At 67.8% G+C, this 21,794-nt stretch carries 21 protein-coding genes; 7 read left to right on the top strand and 14 right to left on the bottom strand.

All coding sequences use genetic code 11. The features are described 5' to 3' along the window. Positions 1 to 27: 27 nt before the first annotated feature. The 7 genes from C664_RS09430 to C664_RS09400 all read right to left on the bottom strand — a co-directional run bounded on the left by C664_RS09430 (position 28) and on the right by C664_RS09400 (position 7,886). Positions 28 to 870 (bottom strand): XrtA system polysaccharide deacetylase, encoded by an 843-nt coding sequence (locus C664_RS09430; RefSeq protein ID WP_004258407.1) that lies wholly within the window; start codon positions 868 to 870, stop codon positions 28 to 30. A 2-nt stretch (positions 871 to 872) separates the two neighbouring features. After that, entirely contained in the window at positions 873 to 2,069 is a 1,197-nt protein-coding gene (gene wecB / locus C664_RS09425; RefSeq protein ID WP_004258404.1) for a non-hydrolyzing UDP-N-acetylglucosamine 2-epimerase, read from the bottom strand. Continuing rightward, complete coding sequence (locus C664_RS09420) at positions 2,066 to 3,142, bottom strand: XrtA/PEP-CTERM system-associated ATPase (RefSeq protein ID WP_004258401.1); 1,077 nt, start codon at positions 3,140 to 3,142, stop codon at positions 2,066 to 2,068. The genes wecB and C664_RS09420 overlap by 4 nt, the downstream gene beginning before the upstream one ends. A gap of 11 nt (positions 3,143 to 3,153) precedes the next feature. Then, positions 3,154 to 4,656: a TIGR03016 family PEP-CTERM system-associated outer membrane protein gene (locus C664_RS09415; RefSeq protein ID WP_038011375.1), complete on the bottom strand. Its 1,503-nt coding sequence runs from the start codon at positions 4,654 to 4,656 to the stop codon at positions 3,154 to 3,156. 1 nt (position 4,657) lies between these two features. Next, on the bottom strand, positions 4,658 to 5,611 hold the full coding sequence (locus C664_RS09410) for an XrtA-associated tyrosine autokinase (RefSeq protein ID WP_004258394.1): 954 nt from the start codon (positions 5,609 to 5,611) through the stop codon (positions 4,658 to 4,660). Between the two features lie 14 nt (positions 5,612 to 5,625). Further along, entirely contained in the window at positions 5,626 to 7,173 is a 1,548-nt protein-coding gene (locus tag C664_RS09405) for an XrtA system polysaccharide chain length determinant (protein ID WP_004258392.1), read from the bottom strand. Between the two features lie 83 nt (positions 7,174 to 7,256). Next, positions 7,257 to 7,886, bottom strand: coding sequence for an XrtA/PEP-CTERM system exopolysaccharide export protein (locus tag C664_RS09400; protein WP_004258387.1), 630 nt, complete (start codon positions 7,884 to 7,886; stop codon positions 7,257 to 7,259). 273 nt (positions 7,887 to 8,159) lie between these two features. Here C664_RS09400 and C664_RS09395 point away from each other — a divergent pair, with 273 nt between their 5' ends. Next, positions 8,160 to 9,569: an MBL fold metallo-hydrolase RNA specificity domain-containing protein gene (locus C664_RS09395; RefSeq protein ID WP_004258384.1), complete on the top strand. Its 1,410-nt coding sequence runs from the start codon at positions 8,160 to 8,162 to the stop codon at positions 9,567 to 9,569. Here C664_RS09395 and C664_RS09390 read toward each other — a convergent pair whose 3' ends face one another. Genes C664_RS09390 through C664_RS09380 form a run of 3 tightly spaced genes read right to left on the bottom strand, consistent with a single transcriptional unit; the run spans position 9,570 to position 12,779 of the window. Beyond that, positions 9,570 to 10,964, bottom strand: coding sequence for a sigma-54-dependent transcriptional regulator (locus tag C664_RS09390; RefSeq protein ID WP_004258379.1), 1,395 nt, complete (start codon positions 10,962 to 10,964; stop codon positions 9,570 to 9,572). Then, on the bottom strand, positions 10,961 to 12,556 hold the full coding sequence (locus tag C664_RS09385; protein WP_004258375.1) for a sensor histidine kinase: 1,596 nt from the start codon (positions 12,554 to 12,556) through the stop codon (positions 10,961 to 10,963). Before C664_RS09385 ends, C664_RS09390 begins: the two co-directional genes overlap by 4 nt. Then, a complete protein-coding gene (locus C664_RS09380) occupies positions 12,522 to 12,779 on the bottom strand; it encodes a PP0621 family protein (protein ID WP_004258371.1) in 258 nt (85 codons plus the stop codon). Before C664_RS09380 ends, C664_RS09385 begins: the two co-directional genes overlap by 35 nt. A 164-nt stretch (positions 12,780 to 12,943) precedes the next feature. On the opposite strand from C664_RS09380, the gene C664_RS09375 reads away from it, so the two are divergent. From C664_RS09375 to C664_RS09365, 3 genes are read left to right on the top strand one after another with little or no spacing between them, the layout of a single operon-like run. After that, positions 12,944 to 14,101, top strand: coding sequence for a pyridoxal phosphate-dependent aminotransferase (locus C664_RS09375; RefSeq protein ID WP_004258368.1), 1,158 nt, complete (start codon positions 12,944 to 12,946; stop codon positions 14,099 to 14,101). A 57-nt stretch (positions 14,102 to 14,158) separates the two neighbouring features. After that, a complete protein-coding gene (gene mtnA, locus C664_RS09370; protein ID WP_004258364.1) occupies positions 14,159 to 15,259 on the top strand; it encodes an S-methyl-5-thioribose-1-phosphate isomerase in 1,101 nt (366 codons plus the stop codon). Next, on the top strand, positions 15,256 to 15,939 hold the full coding sequence (locus C664_RS09365) for a class II aldolase/adducin family protein (RefSeq protein ID WP_004258361.1): 684 nt from the start codon (positions 15,256 to 15,258) through the stop codon (positions 15,937 to 15,939). The genes mtnA and C664_RS09365 overlap by 4 nt, the downstream gene beginning before the upstream one ends. Positions 15,940 to 15,966: 27 nt before the next feature. Here the strand turns inward: C664_RS09365 and C664_RS09360 are convergent, their stop codons facing one another. After that, positions 15,967 to 16,848 carry an NAD(P)-dependent oxidoreductase gene (locus C664_RS09360; RefSeq protein ID WP_004258358.1) on the bottom strand — a complete coding sequence of 294 codons (882 nt, stop codon included), beginning with the start codon at positions 16,846 to 16,848 and terminating at the stop codon, positions 15,967 to 15,969. Positions 16,849 to 16,859: 11 nt separating this feature from the next. Further along, positions 16,860 to 17,741, bottom strand: a complete 882-nt coding sequence (locus tag C664_RS09355) for an NAD(P)-dependent oxidoreductase (RefSeq protein WP_004258354.1) — start codon at positions 17,739 to 17,741, stop codon at positions 16,860 to 16,862. 86 nt (positions 17,742 to 17,827) lie between these two features. On the opposite strand from C664_RS09355, the gene ybiB reads away from it, so the two are divergent. Both ybiB and C664_RS09345 read left to right on the top strand, forming a co-directional pair. Further along, positions 17,828 to 18,745: a DNA-binding protein YbiB gene (gene ybiB, locus C664_RS09350; RefSeq protein WP_038011373.1), complete on the top strand. Its 918-nt coding sequence runs from the start codon at positions 17,828 to 17,830 to the stop codon at positions 18,743 to 18,745. A 39-nt stretch (positions 18,746 to 18,784) separates the two neighbouring features. Further along, the gene (locus tag C664_RS09345) at positions 18,785 to 19,150 is read left to right on the top strand and encodes a PilZ domain-containing protein (RefSeq protein WP_004258347.1); all 366 of its coding nucleotides are present in this window, start codon (positions 18,785 to 18,787) and stop codon (positions 19,148 to 19,150) included. Positions 19,151 to 19,183: 33 nt separating this feature from the next. Here the strand turns inward: C664_RS09345 and C664_RS09340 are convergent, their stop codons facing one another. Further along, positions 19,184 to 20,053 carry a pirin family protein gene (locus tag C664_RS09340; protein ID WP_004258342.1) on the bottom strand — a complete coding sequence of 290 codons (870 nt, stop codon included), beginning with the start codon at positions 20,051 to 20,053 and terminating at the stop codon, positions 19,184 to 19,186. Between the two features lie 89 nt (positions 20,054 to 20,142). Next, positions 20,143 to 20,742 carry an FMN-dependent NADH-azoreductase gene (locus tag C664_RS09335; protein WP_004258338.1) on the bottom strand — a complete coding sequence of 200 codons (600 nt, stop codon included), beginning with the start codon at positions 20,740 to 20,742 and terminating at the stop codon, positions 20,143 to 20,145. Between the two features lie 94 nt (positions 20,743 to 20,836). On the opposite strand from C664_RS09335, the gene C664_RS09330 reads away from it, so the two are divergent. Continuing rightward, positions 20,837 to 21,784 carry a LysR family transcriptional regulator gene (locus C664_RS09330; protein WP_004258334.1) on the top strand — a complete coding sequence of 316 codons (948 nt, stop codon included), beginning with the start codon at positions 20,837 to 20,839 and terminating at the stop codon, positions 21,782 to 21,784. Positions 21,785 to 21,794: the final 10 nt, after the last annotated feature.

Raw genomic sequence — 21,794 nt, 5'->3', positions numbered from 1 at the left:
CGTCCTCAGGGCGAACTCAGGTCGTGTTCAGGCCGCGTCGCGGAAGACGTCGTCCGCGCGCCCCCAGGCAAAGTCGGACAGCAGGCGGTCGAGGCGGGATTCGGTACGCTCGAGGTTGATGTAGTGACGGAAGCGGGTCTTGGCCGTGGCCTCACGCACGCGGGGCTGCCCGGGATCGATCTCCCATGGATGGAAGTAGAAGATCGCTGGGCGCTTGTCCGCCGCATTCACGCGGGCGATCTGCCAGCGCGACACCGTGTAGGGCAGCAGCCGGAAGAAGCCTCCGCCGCCGGCCGGCCAGTTGCGGCCAAAGGCGCGCAGCGTGGTGACGGGCACTTCCATCAGCCCGTTCTCGAGGCGCCACGGAAAGCGCGGTGCGTCGGGAATGCCGTAGTGGTCGTGCTTGACCGGATAGACGCTCGAACTGTAGGCGTAGCCGGCTTCGGCGATGCAGTCGTGCGCCCACAGGTTGTTGGTACCGATGGAAAAACTCGGCGCCCGATAGCCGCTGACGCCCTGCCCGGTGATGTCCTCGAGCACGGCCTTGGCCAGCCGGATGTCGGCGGTGAAGGCCTCGGGCGTCATGGCGCTGGCGCGTTCGTGACCGTAACCATGGCTGGCGACCTCGTGACCGTTGTCGGCGATGCGGCGGATGAGTTGCGGGAAGCGCTCGGCGATCCAGCCCAGCGTGAAGAAGGTGCCGCGGGCACCGTGGCCATCGAGCAGCGCGAGGATGCGGTCGACGTTGCGCTCGACCCGGCAGGGCACGGCGTCCCAGCCTTCGCGCGGAAAGTGCGGCGCCAGCGCGGAGACCTGGAAGTAGTCCTCGACATCGCAGGTGAAGGCATTGGTGATGCGGCTGCTGCTCATGGTCACACCCTTGCGGCCTGGGGTTCGGCACTGGCCTGTGCGTCCAGCCAGTCGTACAGGTGGGCCGCGATCCGTTCGGCGGTATGGCCGTCCCAGTATTCGGGAATGCGACCGGCCTTGCCACCGGTGGCCAGGATCGTGCGCGCCGCCGCCACGATGGCCTCGGGCGCGATCCCCACCAGCGTGTTGGTGCCCTGCTCCACCGTGATCGGGCGCTCGGTGTTCTCGCGGATGGTGACGCAGGGCACGCCCAGCGCCGTGGTCTCTTCCTGGATGCCGCCCGAGTCGGTGAGCACCAGGCGCGCGCCCGACATCAGGCCGAGCATCTCGAGATAGCCCTGCGGCGGAAGGATCAGGAAGCCATCGCCGTCGAGTCGATCGAGCATGCCGAAGCGCTCGAGGTTGTTGCGGGTGCGCGGATGCAGGGCGACGATCAGCGGCAGCGCCTGGCTGACTTCGCGCAGGGCGTCGATGATCGGACCGAGCGTGTCGGCACTGTCCACATTGGACGGCCGGTGCAGCGTGACGACCCCGTAGCCGCTCGCGATGCGGCGGGCATCCAGGCCTGCGGCGGCGAGCAGCTCGGCGGCCGGCACGGCCTTGGGCAGGCTGGCGCGCAGGCTGTCGATCATGACGTTGCCGACGAAGACCGCCCGCTCGTCAGGAATGCCTTCGCGCGCCAGGTTGTCGTGTGCGCTGCGCTCGGTGGTGTACAGCACGTCCGACAGCTGGTCGGTGAGGATGCGGTTGATTTCCTCGGGCATGCGGCGGTCGTAGCTGCGCAGGCCGGACTCGACATGCACCACCGGAATGTGGCGCTTGCTGGCGACCAGCGCGCAGGCCAGCGTGGAATTCACGTCACCCACCACCAGCACCGCACGGGCGCCATGCTGGTCGATGACGGGCTCGAAGCGCTTCATGACCTCGGCCGTCTGCACCGCGTGCGAGCCGGAGCCGACCGCCAGGTTGACGTCGGGCTCAGGCAGGTCGAGGTCCGCGAACAAGCGGTCCTTCATCGCCGGATCGTAGTGCTGCCCGGTGTGCACCAGCAGCGTCGGAATCGGCGGATTGTGGGCCGCGAAGGCCTTGATGATCGGCGCCACCTTCATGTAGTTGGGGCGCGCACCGACGATGCAGATGACCGGCGCGGCGGACGGAGCGATGGAAAACGGCGGGGCGGTCAACGTCGAGAGGCTCATTGCGTCTTCTCGCTGGCAGGCGCATCGCGACGCACGGCCTGCAGCAACTGGTTGAGGACATTCAAGGTGGCCGAGACGGAATGCTCGAGGCCGGCCAGGCGGGCCTCGATGCGCTGCATGTCGAACCCGGCCGCCATGCCCGCAACCTGATCCGCCAGCTCGGGCGCGACCTGCAGGCGCTCCAGCGCCAGTTGATCGAACGCCAGGCCCTGCGGATGGTGTGGCGCGCCCGCGGTATGCACTGCACGTGCACCCGCCGCCGCGAACTCTTCCTTGAGCTCTTCGATGACTTCGCGCACGTCGGCTTCGCCGATCGTATGCCGTTCGGACAGGTAGGCACCCAGCAGCAGACGATCGCACAGGGTGTTGATCTTGCGGGGGATGCCGCCGGTGTAGCCGTAGATGGCGGTGTAGGCGCCGGGCTCGAAGGCGGGGTCGTTGTTCCAGCCGACGTGGCCGAGCCGGTGCTCGATGTAGCCACGCGTCTCCTGCGAATCGAGCGGCCCGAGGTGGTAGGACGCGATCACCCGCTGGCGCAGTTGCTGCATCTCGCCGCTCTGCATGATGTCGCGGAACTCGGGCTGCCCGACCAGGAAGCTCTGCAGCAGCGCGTGGTCCTCGAGCTGGAAATTCGACAGCATGCGCAACTCCTCGACCGCCGCCGGGGTGAGGTTCTGCGCCTCGTCGACGATCAGCAGCGCACGCTTGCCGGAGGCGGCAACGGACACCAGGAAGGTCTCCAGCGCCAGCAGCAGGCCGGCCTTGTCCAGCGTCCGACTCGGCACGCCGAATGCGGCGGCAACCATGCGCAACATGTCGCTGGCGTCGATCTGGGTACTGACCAGGTTGGCTGCCACGACCTTTGCGGGGTCGAGGTGCTCGAGCAGGCTGCGCACGATCGTGGTCTTGCCCGCACCGATCTCGCCGGTGATGACGATGAAGCCCTCGCTCTGGTGCAGGCCGTACTCCAGATACGCCATCGCGCGCTTGTGCCCGCGGCTACCGTAGAAGAAGGACGGATCGGGGTTGAGCTGGAAGGGCTTGCCCTTGAACTTGAAGAAGGATTCGTACATCGGGTGTCCGGTCAGAAACGCATGCCCAGCGTGGCGGTGACGGCGTTCTCGGTGTAGTCGTCGCTTCCCTCGGCCTTCTGGTGTCGGTAGCTGAGACCACCGGTGGTGTCGGGGCCAAGTTTGCGCGTCACACCCAGGGTGTAGATGGAGCGATCAATTTCGCGGTTGCTGTCACCCTGCCCTTCTGACCTGGAGCGCGTGAGCGCGCCGTTCAGCGTCGCGAGGCCCGAGAGCTTGTGCGTCAGCGAGACAGAGGCCGAGCGTGTCTTGATGTAGTCGAACTCGCTGAAGTCGTCGGTCAGCAGGAAACCCGAGAAGGTATTCAGGCGCTGGCGCTCGGTCTGATTGAGGGAAACCGACAGGGTGTTGCGGGCACCGGTGAACGTCACGCCCGCGCGCGCCGAGCGCTGGACGAAATAGGCGTTGGTGCGAATACCCACACCTCCGGCCCGCTCGTAGGCCGAGCGTGCGATGCGAACCCTCTCGGCTTCCGGCAACGCCGGGTCGGTCAGCTGATAGAAAAGCTGGAAAACCGGGTCAAGGACGAACCCACCCGCCAGCTCATCGAGCGAAGAGGTGATGTCGCGGCTGATGGAAACATTCCAGACGGAGCGCGCCATGCGATGGCGGACCTGGACGTCGTAACCGGTGCCGAAGATCCGATCCTCGCCCGTGACCGAGATGTTGGTCCGCTCGGTTGGGTACCAGTCGAACCCCATCCCCCAGATCGCACCCTCTTCGCCGTCGGCGACCGCGTAATCATTCGACTCGTATCCCCCGATCGCGCGCACTCGGAACTGGGGGTCGATATTGACGAACAAGGTGGCACGACCGACGTCCTGCGTCACGTCGCGCCCCTGGTCGTCGTCGTAGCTGTTGTCGGTGCGGACGTAATCGACACCCCAGCCGAAGAGCCTGAACGCACCCGGATCGGACAGGCCGAGGGTCCAGCGCTTCTGGTGCTGGTCGCCGATGCTCGCACTTCCACCCTGCAGCCAGCGCGACTCATAGCCGAGCCGCCCCGCCCCCGCATCGCCGAACCTGAACTCGTAGCGCGGTGCAATGGACCATACGCGCGTCTCGTTGTCCTCGCTGGCACTCAGCTCATCGCCGCTATAGCGACGACCGAACGAGGAGGTACTGTTGCGGCTGATCGAGCCCGACGCCGCGATGAACACCGCGTCTTCGATGGCCTCGAACTCGCCGTTGCCCTGAAACGCGAGAAAGGTTTCGTTCTGGTCGGTTTCACGGGCGTGAACGAGGTTACGCAGGCTCGCATCCAGGTAGCCGCGAAACCGGCCCGAAGCGCGCGACACCGACACGCCGGGAGAGACCTCCGCAATCCAGTCCTGCCTGGGATCTTCGCCATCGGTGTCGACGTTGTCGGTCCACGTGAGCCGCGTATTGAGCGTCGGCGTCACGGTCACCGTCTGCGCGAACGCAGGTGCGGCGGCCACGACAGCGAGCGTCAGCACCGACAGCAACGGCGGCATGGCCTGCATGCGTGCGCGCACTTCAGGCTGCCTGTTCCCGCGGAGTATCGCCATAAGAGTAACCATAGCCATAGTAGGAGCCGGGACTGCGCTCGCGCGACTTGTTGAGCACCATCAATTTGATCGGGCAACTCTCGATCGTTGCCAGTGCCTGCCTGATCGTTGCGTGCGTGGTGCGCTCGGCTTCCACGACCATCACGATCTGCCCCATGTGGGTGGCAAGGACACGGGACTCGGTCGTGACCAGCAGCGGCGGCGAATCGAAGATGATGATGCGGTCGGGATAACGCGTCGCCATCTGCTCGAGCAGGCGCGTCATCGCCTCGGAGGCGAGCAGTTCGGTCGCACGCTGGTGCGGCATGCCGGCAGGCAGGATCGAGAGCTTCTCGATGTTGGTCCGAAGCAGGACATCGCTGAGGTCGGTGACGTCACCGGCAAGCACGTCCATCAGTCCCTTCTCGGGCGGCAGGCCGAGTTGCCGGAGGACGGAAGGCCGCGAGACGTCCGCATCCACGAGGAGGACGGTGTAGTCCAGCTCCATGGCCATGCTGATGGCGAGGTTCACCGAGTTGAAGGTCTTGCCCTCGCCCGGGAGGGCGCTGGTCACCATGATCAGGTTGCCGTCGTCAATCTTCGCGGCCCCCGTGGCCGTGGCGTTCCGAAGCAGCGGGCGCTTGATGACCCGGTATTCTTCGGCAGTGGTGCTGCGCGGCCGGTCGGGCGTCACCATTCCGAGCGAGTGAAGCCGTCCGAGATCGATCTGGGCAACGCGGGATACGACACGGCTGAAGGTGTGGCTGTCGGCCTTCGGCACCTCCGATGACTGCACACCGGCAGCCTCCGTCGCGGGTGCCGGCGCTGCCGGCGTGGAGGAAGGCACAGTCGCGGCGGGCTTGACGAGCAGTTCGTCCTCGGGCTCGGCCGAGGCCTGCTTCAGCTGGTCTAGCCGCTGTGCGGCTTTTTCGATAAGGCTCATCGTAGCGTTTCCATTCAGCCCTGGATCAGTTTGAGTGCGACGACGGCAACGGCAAAGCTCGCTGCATACGCGAGAACCCCCCCGCCGAACGCAAGCAGCCCCCTCCGCCGCTTGCGCCTGCGCTCATCGGTCTGAAGCATCGACACGACCCCCAGCACCGGAAGGCCGGTGACCTCACGCAACATGCGCCCGTCGGCAAATGCCGGGCGGAGCTGGCTGATCAGGAAAGTCAGCGCGAAACCGGCACCCAGGCCTGCCAGGGCCGCAAGTGGCAGCAGCAGGAGACGATTGGGCGCCGACGGCGCGGTCGGCAGCGTCGGCGGATCGATCACGCGGAAATCGGCAATCCCGCCCTGCGTGTTCATTTCGACCGAAATCGCCGCTGACTCGCGTCGGGACACGAGACTGTCGTAGTTCGCCTTGTTCACGTTGTAGTCGCGGTTGAGCTGCGCCATCTCCGCCTCGATCTCGGGCACCCGCTTGGCGAGCTCCTGCAGTTGGTCGAGGCGCCCCTGGTACTCCGCCACGCGCGCGCGCATCGACGCCACCCGCGATTCCGACTCGGCCAGCGCGAGCTTCATCTGCTGGAAAACCGGGTTGGAGTTCAGCGCCCCGAACTGCGAACCCCCGCCCGCAGCCCGCATCGTCTCGATCTGCTGGCGCTTCTGCGCCTCGAGATCCTCGATCACGCGGCGGGCGCCGATCACATCCGGATGCTGATCGGTGTAACGCTGCAGGAGGCCGTCGAGGTTGCGCTGGAGCGCTTCGATGCGCCCGTCGATCTCGGGAATGGACACCGCCGAATTCGGTGGCGTCTGCGGCAGCAGGACCGGCTCCTCGCCGACGAGCTGGCGCTGCATGGCGTCGCGCGCGTTCTCGGCCTCGCGAAGCTCGAGTTGCGCCTGCTGGAGCTGTGCATTGAGCTGGGCGATCTGGGTGATGTAGTCGCGTCCGCCGTCGCCGAGCAGTCCCATGTTGCGCAGCCGGAACTCCTTTACCCGGTTCTCGGCTTCGACAAGCTTCTGCTCGTAGTTGCGGATCTGCTCCTCGATGAAGCGGCGGGCAGCGTCCGAGTCCTGCCGCTTGCTGCCCAGCCCGGACTCGACGAACAGCGAAACCAGCGACTGCACGACACGCTGCGCCCGCTCGGGTTTCGTATCGGAGTACGCGAGCGCGAACAGGTTGGTGCGATCCGCCGAACGAATCTGCAGATCCCTTGCGAGACGGGTGATCAAGGCCTCGCGCTGCTCGGGCGTGCGTACGTCGAGATCGAGATCCGCCATGGTGATCAGCTTCTCGACATTGGGCCGGCTGATCAGCGTACGGCTCAGCATGGCGATCTGCTGGTCGATGTTGGGCTGGACCGCCAGCCCGGACATCAGCGGACGAAGAACCGACTGTGTATCGACATGAATGCGGGCGGTGGACTCGTAGCGGTCCGGCATCAGGTAGATGGCCACGCCTGCGGAGAGCCCGACGACCCAGGCGAACGCAAGCCCCCACCACCGGAAGCGCCACATGCCGCGCAGGTATCCGACGATCTGTGTTACGAGTTCTTCCATCGAGTTTCTTCAATCGACACGGAGCCCGCCGTCGCGCACGTGCGCAGGACGAGCGAAGCCCCGGAGGTTGGTGGACTGGCGAATCAGAACCAGCTTTGCGGGATGATCAGGACGTCGCCCGGGCGCATCTCGACGTTGGCCGAGACGTCGCCACGCTTGACGAGATCCTTGATGCGGACGCTGTACTGTTTGTTGCCCTCAGCGGTCCGCAGGATGGTGGCGCTGTTGCCGTCGGCGAACTCAGTCATGCCGCCCACGGCGATCATGACGTCGAGCAGGGTCATCTTCTGGTTGTAAGGGAGGATACGCGGTTGAGCGGCTTCACCGACCACCCGGATCTGCTCGCTGTAAGGCCCGACGAAACCGGTGACGATGACCGTGACGACCGGGTCGCGGATGAACTTCGCCAGTTCCTTCTCGATGTCGCGCGCCAGCGTGGTGGCGTCCTTGCCCATTGCAGGGAGATCCTCCACCAGCGGCGTGGTGATCTTGCCGTCCGGGCGCACGGGCACGGACATCGAAAGCTCGGGGTTGCGCCAGACGACGATATTGACGTTATCGCCCGGCCCGATCACGTAGTTGTATTCCGAATCGGCTGCCGACGCAGGAGCGGGCGGGAAAGAGGTCGCGCATCCAGACAGCAGCAGCCCGGCCAGCCCCAAGGCCACCACCTGCCAGACACGGCCACACACGGACGAAACACACATCTTCATGATCGGGGCTCCCTGTTTTGAATGCGCCATATGATACGTCGACATGCCGCCTTTACATCCTACGAAGTCGCCAAATGCAGCCGGCAGGAACAATTGCACACTGACGTGACAACGGTTCGACCGGATTACCCAAAAATCGGCGCAAGTAACGGAGATTTCAACGTATTTGCCGTTTGAAAAACAATACAAGCAAATATCAGCATTTGTACGGCAAATCGTTGCGGCAATCTGCAGGGATCCCCTGCGATCTCACATGACATATAAAATGATGTCATGAACCCGACCATTCTCCACCACGGCGCCCGTCACGGCGTCACCGGCTCGTGTCATCAGCTTTTCATCGAAGGCACAAACAGCCTGCTCGTCGATTGCGGCCTGTTCCAGGGTGCGGAAACGGCGCCCGACGGCCGGTCGGGTCCCGACCAGCTGGAGATTCCCTTTCCCGTGGACCACGTCGGGGCGTTGATCCTGACCCATGTCCATATCGACCATTGCGGCCGCTTGCCCTGGCTGCTGGCCGCAGGCTTCAAGGGGCCGATCCTGTGCAGCGAACCCACGGCGCGCCTTCTGCCGACCGTGCTCGCCGACGCATTCGAGATCAGCGTAACCCGCGACAAGCGCCTGGTGGAGCGCTACCTGCAGATGATCGAAGCACGCCTGCGCCCCCTGCCCTACCGCCAGTGGCACACGCTCTACCGCAGCGCCACGGCCACCTGCCGCATCCGCCTGCAGCGCGCCGGACACATCCTGGGTTCGGCCTACGTCGAGATCGAACTGTCTGGCAGTGCCTGGCCCACGCGCCGACGCGTGCTGTTCTCGGGCGACCTGGGCGCGCCGCATGCGCCCTTGCTGCCGGCCCCGCAACCGCCATGGCAAGCCGACATCGTCGTGCTCGAGAGCACCTACGGCGATCGCGTGCATGAAGACCGCAAGTCGCGCCGCGAACGCCTGCGCGCCGTGGTCGAGCGCGCGCTGGAAGACGGCGGCACGGTCATCATCCCCGCCTTCAGCATCGGCCGCACCCAGGAACTGCTGTACGAGTTCGAGGACATCCTGCATCGCCAGCGCCAGAAGCCCGGTCGCAACGCGGCGCGCTGGGCGGGGCTTCCGATCTATCTCGACTCACCGCTGGCGAGCCGCTTCACCATGCTCTACCGCGAACTCCAGCCCTTCTGGGATGCGGAAGCGAAGGCCAGGGCGCGCGCCGGCCGCGAACCCCTGAACGACGCGCAACTGGTCGCGATCGATGCGCACGACGCGCATCTCGCCAACGTCCGCCGCCTCGCGCGCAGCGGGGAACCGGCGATCGTGATCGCCGCCAGCGGCATGTGCACGGGCGGGCGCGTCGTCAACTACCTGAAGGCGATGCTGAACGATGCACGCCACAACGTGCTGTTCGTCGGCTACCAGGCCCGCGGCACACCGGGCCATGCAATCCAGACCTACGGCCCGCGCGGCGGCCATGTCGACCTGGACGGCGAGCGCATCGCGATCCGCGCCGGCATCCACACGCTGTCGGGTTATTCGGCCCATGCCGACCGCGATAACCTCACCCGCTTCATCACCCGCATGCGCCACCTGCCCGCCGAAGTGCGGCTGGTGCATGGCGAGGACGCAGTGCGCGAGGCCTTCGCCGCGCACCTGCGGCAGGCGACCGGCAGCCAGGTGCGCGTGCTGGCCTGACTACTCCATGCCCCACTTCTGCAGGCGGTAGCGCAACTGGCGCAGGGTCATGCCCAGATTGCGCGCCGCCGCCGAACGGTTCCAGCGCGTATCCTCCAGCGCCTTGAGCACCCGCATGCGCTCGACCTCGGTGTCGTGGCCGTCATGCTCGACAGCATCCACCCCAGCCGTGGAGCCAGCCTCGGCTGCGGTTGCGTCGGGCCTGGCGGTCGCAGACGAAAAGCAGGCCGGCTGCAGGTCGATGTCGTCCGGCCCGATCTCGTCGCCTTCGCACAGGGCGCAGGCGCGCTCGAGCAGGTTCTCGAGCTCGCGCACGTTGCCCGGAAAATCATGGCGCTGCAGTGCGGTCATCGCCGCTGGGGAAAGCCGGCGCGGCGGGCCGCCTTCGCGCTCGGCGACCCGGGCCAGGATGTGCTCGGCCAGCGCAGGGATGTCCTCGGCGCGCTCGCGCAGCGGCGGGATGCGCAGCGTGATCACGTTGATGCGGAAGAAGAGGTCCTGACGGAACTTGCCATCGGCCACGAGCCGGGAAAGGTCCTGGTGCGAGGCGGACAGGATGCGCACGTCCACGGGCTCCTCCGCATGTGCGCCCACGGGCCGCACGGCCCGCTCCTGGATCGCCCGCAGCAGCTTGACCTGCATGGCCAGCGGCAGCTCGCCGATCTCGTCCAGGAACAGCGTGCCGCCGCTCGCGGCCTGGAACAGCCCTTCCTTGTCGGTCGCTGCGCCGGTGAAGCTGCCCTTGCGATGGCCGAAGAACTCGCTTTCCATGAGTTCGGGCGAGATCGCACCGCAATTCACCGGCACGAAGGGGCCGTTGGCGCGCGCGCCGAGCCCATGGATGAGACGCGCGATGACCTCCTTGCCGGTGCCGGATTCGCCGTGGATGAAGACCGGCGCCTGGTTGCGCGCGAGCTTCTCGGCCTGCGCGCGTAGCTGCAGGAAGGCGGGGGAACTGCCGATCAGCGTGCGTCCGCCAGGCGCGACGACAGCAGCCGAAGGCTCGAGCTTGAGGGCATGGGTGACGAGCTCCCGCAGGCGCTTGAGCTCGACCGGCTTGGTCACGAAGTCGAACGCACCCAGCTTGAGTGCGCGGATGGCGGTCTCGATGCTGCCAAACGCGGTAATGACGGCCACCGGCGTGCTCGGCTGGCGCGCCTGGATGAACTCGACGAGTTCGAGCCCGTCGCCGTCCGGCAGGCGCATGTCGGTCAGGCACAGGCGGTAGCGACGACGCTCGATCAGCGCACGTGCCTCCTGCACCGAACCGGCCGTGTCGCAGCCCAGCCCCATGCGCATCAGGGACAGCTCGATCAGTTCGCGGATGTCGTCCTCGTCGTCCACCACGAGGACGTCGATCGAATCGGGACGATTGCGGCGTTCGTTGACGGTCATGGTCTTTGGCGCCCGCTGAGCATGAAGTTCGCACCCGGCCCGGCTGCCGCAAGCTCCAGCGTGGCATCGTTGGCCTCGGCCAGTTCGCGCGCGATGTAGAGCCCGAGCCCGGTGCCCTTGGGATGCGTCGTGAAAAAGGGTTCGAAAAGATGTCGCCGTGTCGCTTCGTCCAGTCCCGGCCCGTCGTCCCGCACGTGCAGCACGATGCGCCCGCCTGCTTGCGGCAAGGCCTGCAGCTGCACCGCACCGGGCTTGCCCGAACAATGGCGGCAGGCATTGGCCAGCAGGTTGTCGAGGATCTGATGCAGATGGGCACGGTCGATCGCGAAGGTCAGCGCCGGGTCGATGTCGACGTCGACGATATTGTGCTCCTCCGGGTGGCGGAACACGCGCTCGTCGATCACCCCGGCCACGAACGCCGCGAGCGGCAGCGCCTCGGGCAAGGCCTGTTCGCGGCGCCCGAGCGCCAGCACATCGCGAATCATGTGCTCGATGCGCAGGGCGTTGTCGTTGATGATGCGCACCAGGCGGCCCTGCATCGCGGCGCGCTTTTCGTCGGCCAGCAGCTCCGCCGCCTGGGTGACGGCCGAAAGCGGATTACGGATCTCGTGCGCCATGCTGGCCGTGAGCCGGCCGAGCGCGGCAAGCTTGATCTGCTGCAGCTGGCGCTGGATGTCCTCGAAGTCGGTCAGGTAAATCAGCGTGTCGCCGGCCGCGGCGCTTCCCGGCTCGCCGCACACCGCGCGACAACGCAGCAGCCGGCCGGCCGGCCCGATGCGCAGCAGCCGGCCCTCGTCCGCATCGCAGCGCAGCAGCACCTCGTCGAAGGCCGCGTCGATGTCGGTCAGGCGACGCCCTTCGATCATCGCCGGGCCCGCCTCGCACAAGCCCAGCAGCACCGCAGCCTGCGGGTTGGCCTGCAGCGCGCGGCCATCCTGGCTGGCGACGATCACGCCGTCCTGCATGTCGCGGATGATGCGTTCATTCACCGCCTGCTGCTTGGCCAGCAGCGCGCCGCGCTCGGCGGCCAGCGAGGCGTTGTTCTGCGCGCGCAGGGCAAGCAGGCGCGCGACCAGTGCGATGCCGAAGAAGCCGGTGCAGAAGATTCCGACCTGCAGGAAATCCACCGAATGGCCGCCCACCGCCAGCCGCCACGCATTCTCGACCAGCACCGCGAGCGTGGCGATCGAGGCGAAGAACAGCACCATGCGCCCTTCGGCGACCAGCCCGGCCCCGGCCAGGATCACCATCATCAGCACCGGCATGCCGCTGCGGTAGCCGCCGCTCGCCCACATGATCGCCGACAGCGCGAGGATGTCGATGATGGCCTGCAGCGCGATGACGCGATCGACGCCGAAGCGGCGCTGGGCATCGGGGAAGCCGAGCGCGAGCACCGCGGCCAGATAGCCGATGGAGATGACGTTGAAGACGAGCGGCGCTTCGTTGCCGAGGCCGAATTCACGCCCGGCGACGACGAACAGGCCGGCGAGGAGCAGCCGGAACAGGTTGAAGTAGCGCAGCGAAAGGCGCCGCGAACGCTCCGTGGCCTCGCGCACGTCAGTCGGCACGGGGTCCGGCGATACGGTGCGCATCTGAACAGTAGAAGCGGTCGCCATCGCGCACGCCCTCCGACTCGGGGACGTTGAGGCCGCAGTGCGCGCATTCCCTGATGCGCTCCGGCGCGGCAACGGCACGCCCGCCCTTCTTGCGGCCGTTCCGGCCCGCTTCCGCGGCCCGCTCCTTGGCACGGGCGATCGCACGCTGCACCCACCAGATACCGGCCACGACGAGGATGAGGATGAGCAGATTGCGCACGATTCAGGGGGCGAGAAGGCACTCGCGGGCTGGATTGGAACGGCCGGATTCTAACATGCGCAAGGGTTGCGCCCCCGGCAGCGGATCGGGCCGAGGGCGTCACCGGCTGCCATCGCCACGCGGTCTTTGCGACAATGCCCGATCCTTCCGCAATCGCTTACGCCATGCCCCACTTTCCTGCCCCGGTCGCATCCCGCCTGCCCGGCGTCGGCACGACCATCTTCACAGTGATGTCGCGCCTTGCGCACGAATGCGGTGCGATCAACCTGTCGCAGGGCTTCCCCGATTTCAACGCCGAGGACCTGCTGTTCGAGCGCGTCGCACACTGGATGCGTGCCGGTCACAACCAGTACGCGCCGATGGCGGGCTGCCTGCCCCTGCGCGAGGCGGTAGCCGCCAAGGTGGAGGCACTGTACGGCACGCGCTACGACGTCGAATCGGAGATCACGATCACCGCGGGCGCCACGCAGGCCCTGTTCACCGCGGTGACGGCCTGCGTGCGGCCGGGCGACGAGGTGATCGTGTTCGAGCCGGTCTACGACGCCTACGTGCCGTCGATCGAACTCGCGGGCGGCACGCCAGTGCGCCTGCAGCTGGCCGCACCGGACTACCGACCCGACTGGGCGGCGGTGGCCGCCGCGATCACGCCGCGCACGCGCATGATCATGATCAACACCCCGCACAACCCCACGGCCACGGTCTGGACGCCGGCCGACCTCGATCACCTGGCCGCGCTGACGCGCAACACCGGCATCGTCGTCGTGGCGGACGAAGTCTATGAACACATCGTCTTCGACGGCGCCACGCATGCCAGCTGCGCTGCCCACCCCGAGCTGGCGGATCGCAGCTTCGTGGTCTCGAGCTTCGGCAAGACCTATCACATCACCGGCTGGAAGGTCGGCACCATCATCGCGCCGCGCGAGCTGATGGCCGAGTTCCGCAAGGTTCACCAGTTCAACGTCTTTACCGTGAACACCCCGGTGCAGCTCGCGCTCGCCGACTACATGACCGACGCCTCGCGCCACCTCGGGCTGGCGGCCTTCTACCAGGCCAAGCGCGACTTCTTCCGCGACGCGCTGGCCGGCTCACGCTTCGAGCTGCTGCCCTCGCGCGGCACCTACTTCCAGCTCGCGCGCTACACCGGAATCTCGGCGCTCGGCGACGCCGCCTTCTGCCAGCACCTGACGCGCGAGGTCGGCGTCGCCGCGATCCCGGTGTCGGCCTTCTTTGCCGACGGCCGCGACGACCGTATCGTGCGCTTCTGCTTTGCCAAGAACGAGGCCACGCTGAGTGCCGCCTGCGAGCGGTTGCTGCGCGTGTGAGCGCGCAGGACACGCTTGCCACGCACCCTTGCCCCTTACCCGCATGAACCGCCGCCCATGACCGCCCAGCCAGCCCTCACACCGCCCACCTTTGTCCAGCCGATCCCGACCCTGCGCCGCGAAGGCGATCAGGTCCTCGTCCTCGACCAGACGCTGCTGCCCTTCCGCACCGAGACACGCACGCTGCGCACCCTCGCCGATGCCGCGCACGCCATCCGCAGCATGCAGGTGCGCGGCGCGCCGCTGATCGGTGCCACAGCGGCCTACGGCGTAGCCCTGGCGCTGCTGCATGAGGGCAGCGAGGACGCCGCCCTGGGCCGTGCGCTGCAGGTGCTGGGCGCCACCCGTCCGACCGCGGTGAACCTGCACTGGGCACTGGCGCGCATGGCGCGCCGCCTGCGGCCACTGGCGCGCGCCGAACGCCTCGACGCAGCCTGGGCCGAGGCCGAGGCCATCCGCGCCGACGACGCCGCGACCTGCGACGCCATCGGCCGCCACGGCCTAGCGATCATCGAACGCATCGCCGCGCGCCGCCCCGGCCCGGTGCGGCTGATGACCCACTGCAACGCCGGCTGGCTGGCAACCTGCGGCGCCGGCACGGCGCTGGCGCCGATCTATGCCGCGCAGGCCGCCGGCATCGTGGTGGAGGTCTTCGTCAGCGAGACCCGCCCGCGCAACCAGGGCCTGCTCACCGAATGGGAGCTGCGCGCGGCCGGCGTGCCGCACACGCTGATCGCCGACAACGCCGCCGGATTGCTGCTGATGCAGGGCGAGGTGGACATGGTGATCACCGGCGCCGATCGCATCGCCGCCAACGGCGACACCGCAAACAAGGTCGGCACCTACCTGAAGGCCCTCGCCGCGCAGGCCGCGGAAGTGCCCTTCTACATCGCCGCGCCCCACTCCACGCTCGACTTCGCCTGCCCCGACGGCCGCGCGATCCCGATCGAGGACCGCGGCGCGGACGAAGTCTGCGTGCTGCGCGGCCTGGCCGACGACGGCACGCTGGCCGAGGTCCGCCTGGCACCGGCCAGCACGCGCGCGGCCAACCCGGCCTTCGACATCACGCCTGCAGCGCTGATCAGCGGCATCGTCACCGAGCGCGGCATCGCGGCCGCAGGCGAGCTGGCGACCCTGTATCCGGAGGCGGCACGATGAGCGCAGACAAGGAAGACGACCGGGAGGATGCCGGACTGCGCAGCGCGCTGCTCGACACCCTGCGCGCGATGGGCAATGCACGCCTGAACGTCGGCACTGCCGGCAACGCCAGCGTGCGCCTGCCCGGCGCTGCACACGCGACCGTACGCATGCTGATCACGCCCAGCGGCGTACCGGCCGAGCGTTGCCGGCCGGAGGACATGGCCGTGGCCGAGGCCGACGGCAGTTACCACGGTCCGCTCGCGCCCTCGTCAGAGTGGCAACTGCACCGCGACATCTACGCCGCCTTCCCGGCCGCGGGCGCGGTGCTGCACGCGCATTCGCCCTTCGCCACCGCACTCGCCTGCCAGCGCGTCGAGATCCCGCCCTTCCACTACATGATCGCGCGCTTCGGCGGCAGCACCATCCGCTGCGCCGCCTATGCCACCTTCGGCACCCAGGCGCTGTCGGATGCGACCGTCGCCGCACTGCAGGATCGCAGCGCCTGCCTGCTCGCCAATCACGGCATGGTGGTCTTCGGTCGCGACCTCACGCACGCGCTGGCGCTGGCGATCGAGTTCGAGACCCTGTGCGAACAGTACTGGCGCACGCTGCAACTCGGTGCGCCCGTGCTGTTGTCGGCGGCCGAGATGGCCGAGGTGTTGGAACGCTTCCGCTGGTACGGCAAGCCGCGCAGCTGAGCGCAGCCGCCGCGTCCGGCAAGCCGCTCAGCCCGCGCCGCGCGACGAAGCGGCCTCCAGCACGCGCAACAGGCTGGACGTATCGTCCCGCCCCCAGCCTGCCCCCATCAGCGCATTGAGCTGTTGCCACACCTGGGCGGCAACCGGCAAGGGCGCGCCAAGCCGTGCCGCCTCGTCCATCAGGAGGGCGAAATCCTTGTGATGGAGCCGTGCCTCGACCCCGGCTGCGAAATCGCGTTCCACCATCTTCGCCCCCATCACCTCGAGCACCCGCGATCCTGCCGAACCACCCGACAGCGCCGTGCGCACCGCAGCGACATCCACCCCGTGCGCGTCGGCCAGACGCATGGCCTCGGCGCAGGCCTGGATGGCGGCCACCATGATCATCTGGTTGCAGGCCTTCGCCACCTGGCCGGCACCCGGCGGGCCGATATGGACGATGCGCTTGCCCATCGCCGCGAGCAGCGGGCGCACCCGTTCAAGCACGTCCGCCTCGGCGCCCGCCATGATCGCCAGCGTCGCGTCGCGAGCCCCCTGGCCGCCACCGGACACCGGCGCATCGACAAAACCGATGCCACGCGCGGCATGGCGCTCGGCCAAGGAACGCGCCATCGCCGGCGCAATCGTGCTCATGTCGACGTGGATGGCACCGGGCGCAAGGCCCGCGGCCAGTCCGTCCGGGCCGAAGGCCAGGGCGTCGACGTCCGCGCTGGCGGTGACAATGGTGATCACCACCTCGCTGCGCGCGGCCAGTTCGGCCGGCGTCGCGCACAGCGGCACGCCCTCGGCGACCAGCGCCACCGCTGACGTCGGGCGCCGCGCCCACACCGCCAGGTCGTGCCCCGCAGCCCGCAGGTGGCGCGCCATCGGCTCGCCCATCACGCCGAGCCCGATGAATCCGACTTTCATTCGTTACGCCCTCATTCGTCCGCACTGCCGCTCATGCGCTCGAGCAGTTTCAGCATCGCGATCGAATCGTCCTCGCCCAGGCCGCTGCCGACCATGGCGTTGAACATCTGCGCCGTCGCCGCCGACGACGGCAGCGCCAGGCCGAGGCGATGGGCCTCGTCCATGACGATGCGCAGGTCCTTCTGGTGCATCCAGGCCTTGAAACCGGGCTTGAAGTTTCGATCGAGCATGCGCTGGCCGTGGTTCTCCAGAATGCGCGAGTAGGCGAAGCCGCCCAGCAGCGCTTCGCGCACCTTGGCCGCATCGACGCCACTCTTGTGGGCGAAGTTGAGGGCTTCGGCCACCGCAGCCACGCCCACGCCGGTGATGATCTGGTTACAGGCCTTGGCGACCTGGCCGGCACCGGCCGCGCCAATGTGGGTGGCCGACCGCCCCATCGCCTCGAACAGGGGCCGGACGCGCTCGAACGCAGCAACATCGCCGCCCGCCATGATCGTCAGCGTCGCGTTGATCGCGCCGATCTCGCCACCCGACACCGGGGCATCGAGCGCCGTCACGCCGCGCGCGGCCAGACGTTCGGCGAGGGACTGCGCAGCGGCCGGCGCAATCGTGCTCATGTCGATGTGGATGTGGCCGGCCGACGCGCCGTCGGCGACACCATCCGCGCCAAGCGTCACCTGCTCCACATCGGGCGCATCGGCCACCATGCTGATCGTGACCGGCGCGCGGCGCGCAAGCTCGGCGGCGCTCGCGCAGTCGCCCGCGCCGGCCTCGAGCAGCGGCTGCATCGACGCACGCCGCCGGCTCCATACATGTACCGTGTGGCCGGCCTTGATGAGGTTGAGTGCCATGGGCCGCCCCATGAGGCCGAGGCCGATGAATCCGACATCCATTGGGGTGTATCTCCTTGTCCGGGGTTCGATGCGCGACACGCGCGGCGGGCTGGCAGGGCGGTGCAAACCTGCCCATAATCGCCGCCATGAACTACGGCCCAATGATCAAGGAAATCGGACGGGGCGCCAAGGGCGCGCGTTCGCTCGACACCGCCACCGCCGCCGCGCTGTTCGGCGACATGCTCGACGGCAAGGTCCCGGACATCGAGCTCGGCGCCATCCTGATCGCCTTCCGCATCAAGAGCGAATCGCTCGACGAACTGATCGGCTTCAAGCAGGCGATGGATGCGCGCACGGTGCAGGTCGCCGTGCCCGACGGCCCGCGCTGCGTCGTCCTGCCGACCTACAACGGCGCACGCCGGCAGGCCAACCTGATGCCGCTGGTGGCGATGCTGCTGGCGCGCGAGGGCGTGCCGGTGCTGATCCAGGGCCGCCACGACTTCGAGACCCGCGTCAGTCCCTTCGAGCTGCTCGCGGCCCTCGGCCTGCAGCCGGCGACCAGCGCGGACGAGGCATCACGCCGGTTGGCGACGGACCGGCTCGCCTGCATCGGCGTCGACAAGCTGCTGCCCGGACTCGATCCGCTGCTGGCGCTGCGCACGCGCATGGGGGTGCGCGCCAGCGGCCACATCGTCGCCAAGCTGCTCGACCCCTGCCGCGGACGCAGCGTGCGCGTGGTTGCCGTGACGCATCCGGAATATCTCGAGCGCATGGATGCCTTCCTGCGCGTCGATGGCGGGCGGTCGATGCTGCTGCGCGGCACCGAGGGCGAGATCTATGCCAATCCGCGACGCTGCCCGGAAATGCAGGTGTATGTCGACGGCAAGGCGTCGATCGGCGTGGCGGGCGAGGATGGCGGCGCGCCGCCGCTGGCCGGGCTGCCGGATGCACCATCGGTGCGCGAAAACGCCGAACTCATCCACGCCATGCTGCGCGGAGAAGCTGCCATCCCCGCGCCCATCCTGGCGCAGGTGGCGACGCTGAGGAAACTGGCGACCGCCTGAGCGACATTCATTTCAACGGATCGACCCCGGAGGCAGCACATGCACACACCGGATAAGCGGCACTTTGCCCGCATCCAGTTCCACCACGGCGCACAGCTTGTCCTCGACGGCAGGCGTACGGGCTGCGAAGTCGTTGACCTGTCGCTCAAGGGCGCGCTGCTACGGCCGGAGCAGGCGCTCGCGGTGGCGACCGGGGCAGTCTGTACCCTGGAGCTCGTACTCGACGACGGCGATTCGGTGGTGCGCATGGAAGGGTCGGTCGCCCATGCCGAAGCGGACCGCCTGGGCCTGGTGTGGTCCTCGATCGACATCGACAGCATCACCCATCTGCGCCGACTGCTCGAACTGAACCTGGGCGACGCAAGCCTGCTCGAGCGGGAGTTCGTCGCGCTGCGACGCGAGTGACCGCAGCGCTGACGTCGACACCGCCCGCGGCAGTCAGGTGGCGAGGCGGCCGGCGCGGTAATCGGCCACCGCCTGGTAGATTTCCTGCTCGGTGTTCATGACGAAAGGTCCGTACTGCGCGATCGGCTCGTTCAGCGGACGGCCGGCGATCAGCAGGGCGCGGGTGTCGGGTCCGGCCACGATGTGCACACCGTCGCTGCCCGCGTCGTTGGCGAGGATGGCCATGCGCCTGGCCGGCACCGGCGTGTCGCCCAGCGTCAATTCGCCGCGATAGACATACACGAAGGCGTTGTGCCCCGCAGGCAGTGCCTGCGTGAAGCGCGCACCGGCCGGCAGATGCAGGTCGAGATAGAGCGGGGCGGTGGTTTCGCGCGTGACAGCCCCGACGACGCCGTGGCTTTCGCCCGCGATGACCGTGACCTCGACACCCTCCCCGGTCGCGAAGCGCGGCAGCTCGTCACCCGCGAAATCACGGTACCAGGGGGCGCACAGCTTGTCCTTGGCCGGCAGGTTCAACCACAGCTGGAAGCCCTCCATCAGGCCTTCTTCCTGCTGCGGAATCTCGGAGTGGATCACCCCGCACCCTGCCGTCATCCACTGCACGCCGCCGTTCTCCAGCAGGCCTTCGTGGCCAGCGCTGTCACGGTGCCGCATGCGGCCGGCGATCATGTAGGTCACCGTCTCGAAGCCGCGATGCGGATGGTCAGGGAAACCGGCGATGTAGTCATCTGCCCTGTCGCTGCCGAAGGCATCGAGCATCAGGAACGGATCGAGCCGACGCTGCAGCGGCTGGGTCAGCACACGGGTGAGCTTGACCCCCGCGCCATCCGAGGTGGCCTGGCCGGCGACGAGACGCTCGACGTTGCGCGGGCGGATGACGGTTTCGGTGGGACGGATGGACATGACGGCTCTCCTCGAGTCGGGACGGGTATCGGAAATGTGCCGGGCACCGTGGCGCCCGGCCTCATCCTGGTGGGACGGCTGCCCGGCGATCAGGCCAGCGCTGCGGCCATGTCGGCCTCGGCTTCGGCAAAGCCCTGCTGCGCCGCGTCCTCACCCATGTTCAGGCCTTCAGCATAGACAAGGCGAAGGTCGGTCATGCCGAGGAAGCCGAGCACGGTCTGCAGGAACGGGGTCTGCGTGTCGGCCGGCGTGCCACGGTAGCGGCCACCGCGGGCGAAGGCGAGGATGACCTTCTTGCCCTTGATCAGGCCTTCGGGGCCGTTGTCGGTGTAGCGGAAGGTGACGCCGGCGCGGGCGATGGCATCGATCCAGTTCTTGAGTTGAACCGAGATGCTGAAGTTGTACATCGGCACGCCGATGACGATGACGTCGGCGGCCTGCACCTCGGCGATCAGTGCATCGCTCTGCGCGACGCGGGCGGCCTGTTCGGGCGTACGCTGCTCGGCCGGGGTGAACAGGGCGCCGAGCGCGGCTTCGTCGACCACCGGGGCGGGATTGCGGGCCAGGTCGCGCAGTACCAGCTTTGCCTGCGGATTGGCGACCTTCAGGCGGGCGACGATGTCGTTGGCGACGCGGGTGGAGTTGGCGCCTTCACTGCGGGCGCTACCGTTGATCTGCAAGATGTTCATGTTCGCTCTCCGAGGGGGCTGTTGAGGTCCGGGTCTTGTTCCAGGACGGTGATGAGAGTCTAATCGTGCCGACCATAATCATTAACCCACCTTTATGCGCAACATTGTCCCGCAGGCGGAACAATACAACCCCAACGACCTGCTGATCTTCGCCCGCGTGGCCGAAGGCGGCAGCTTCACCGCCGCCGCCGAGCGCCTTGGCCTGCCCAAATCGACGGTTTCGCGGCGCATCTCGCAGCTCGAAGAACGCCTCGGCGAACGGCTGATGCTTCGCACGACACGCCGCCTGACGCTGACCGACTTCGGCGAGGCGCTGCTGGAGCACGCGCGCCAGGTCGCGAGCGAGATCGACGCGGTGAAGGCGCTGGCCGAGAGCCGACAGGCGCGTCCGAGCGGACGACTGCGGGTGTCGATGCCGAGCGACTTCGCCAACCTGCTGCTGACCGACACCCTCGCGGCCTTTTCGGCGCTGCATCCCGCGGTGTCGCTGGAACTGGATCTGTCGCCACGTCGGGTGGACCTGCTGGGCGAGAACTTCGACGTGGCCATCCGCATGGGCGAGCTGCCGGACGACGCCTTGCTCGCCGCACGCCGCCTGGCCGTTTTCCCCAACGGGCTGTACGCCTCGCCCGCCTATCTCGCCGAGCATGGTGAGCCCGACCGACCAGAGGTGCTCAACACGCACCGGGCGCTGCGGCTGCTGGCTCGGACCGGCGAACCGGTCGGCTGGACGCTGATACGCGGTGAGGACCGCTGGCAAGGCACGCCGCCGGGCAGCATCACGGCGAACTCGCCCGAGTTGCTGATCCGGTTGGCCCGGGGCGGCGCCGGCATCACCGCGGTGCCGGACTACTTCGCCGAACCCTATGTGCGCCGGGGCGAACTGCGCCGCGTGCTGCCGGACTGGTGCCTGCCGTCGCACAGCGCCTGGGCGGTGTTTCCGGGCCGCCGGCTGATGCCGGCCAAGACGCGCGCCTTCCTCGACATGCTGCAGACCGCGCTGGGAACCTCTGCCGGCACGCCGCGCTCCGAGGGAGCATGACCTACAATGG

It is taken from the genome of Thauera sp. 63, assembly GCF_000310165.2.
GTDB lineage: Bacteria > Pseudomonadota > Gammaproteobacteria > Burkholderiales > Rhodocyclaceae > Thauera > Thauera humireducens.
The sequence above is the reverse complement of the archived record's forward strand: the minus strand, read 5'-3'. Positions and strand labels throughout refer to the sequence as shown.

What these genes read in the sequence shown, in the direction of transcription:
- C664_RS09360 (WP_004258358.1), bottom strand. Translation starts at nt 16,848, where the DNA reads ATGAAAGTCGGATTCATCGGGCTCGGCGTGATGGGCGAGCCGATGGCG.
- C664_RS09405 (WP_004258392.1), bottom strand. Translation starts at nt 7,173, where the DNA reads ATGGAAGAACTCGTAACACAGATCGTCGGATACCTGCGCGGCATGTGG.
- C664_RS09355 (WP_004258354.1), bottom strand. Translation starts at nt 17,741, where the DNA reads ATGGATGTCGGATTCATCGGCCTCGGCCTCATGGGGCGGCCCATGGCA.
- wecB (WP_004258404.1), bottom strand. Translation starts at nt 2,069, where the DNA reads ATGAGCCTCTCGACGTTGACCGCCCCGCCGTTTTCCATCGCTCCGTCC.
- ybiB (WP_038011373.1), top strand. Translation starts at nt 17,828, where the DNA reads ATGAACTACGGCCCAATGATCAAGGAAATCGGACGGGGCGCCAAGGGC.
- C664_RS09345 (WP_004258347.1), top strand. Translation starts at nt 18,785, where the DNA reads ATGCACACACCGGATAAGCGGCACTTTGCCCGCATCCAGTTCCACCAC.
- mtnA (WP_004258364.1), top strand. Translation starts at nt 14,159, where the DNA reads ATGACCGCCCAGCCAGCCCTCACACCGCCCACCTTTGTCCAGCCGATC.
- C664_RS09400 (WP_004258387.1), bottom strand. Translation starts at nt 7,886, where the DNA reads ATGAAGATGTGTGTTTCGTCCGTGTGTGGCCGTGTCTGGCAGGTGGTG.
- C664_RS09385 (WP_004258375.1), bottom strand. Translation starts at nt 12,556, where the DNA reads ATGCGCACCGTATCGCCGGACCCCGTGCCGACTGACGTGCGCGAGGCC.
- C664_RS09365 (WP_004258361.1), top strand. Translation starts at nt 15,256, where the DNA reads ATGAGCGCAGACAAGGAAGACGACCGGGAGGATGCCGGACTGCGCAGC.
- C664_RS09335 (WP_004258338.1), bottom strand. Translation starts at nt 20,742, where the DNA reads ATGAACATCTTGCAGATCAACGGTAGCGCCCGCAGTGAAGGCGCCAAC.
- C664_RS09395 (WP_004258384.1), top strand. Translation starts at nt 8,160, where the DNA reads ATGAACCCGACCATTCTCCACCACGGCGCCCGTCACGGCGTCACCGGC.
- C664_RS09410 (WP_004258394.1), bottom strand. Translation starts at nt 5,611, where the DNA reads ATGAGCCTTATCGAAAAAGCCGCACAGCGGCTAGACCAGCTGAAGCAG.
- C664_RS09430 (WP_004258407.1), bottom strand. Translation starts at nt 870, where the DNA reads ATGAGCAGCAGCCGCATCACCAATGCCTTCACCTGCGATGTCGAGGAC.
- C664_RS09375 (WP_004258368.1), top strand. Translation starts at nt 12,944, where the DNA reads ATGCCCCACTTTCCTGCCCCGGTCGCATCCCGCCTGCCCGGCGTCGGC.
- C664_RS09390 (WP_004258379.1), bottom strand. Translation starts at nt 10,964, where the DNA reads ATGACCGTCAACGAACGCCGCAATCGTCCCGATTCGATCGACGTCCTC.
- C664_RS09330 (WP_004258334.1), top strand. Translation starts at nt 20,837, where the DNA reads ATGCGCAACATTGTCCCGCAGGCGGAACAATACAACCCCAACGACCTG.
- C664_RS09340 (WP_004258342.1), bottom strand. Translation starts at nt 20,053, where the DNA reads ATGTCCATCCGTCCCACCGAAACCGTCATCCGCCCGCGCAACGTCGAG.
- C664_RS09420 (WP_004258401.1), bottom strand. Translation starts at nt 3,142, where the DNA reads ATGTACGAATCCTTCTTCAAGTTCAAGGGCAAGCCCTTCCAGCTCAAC.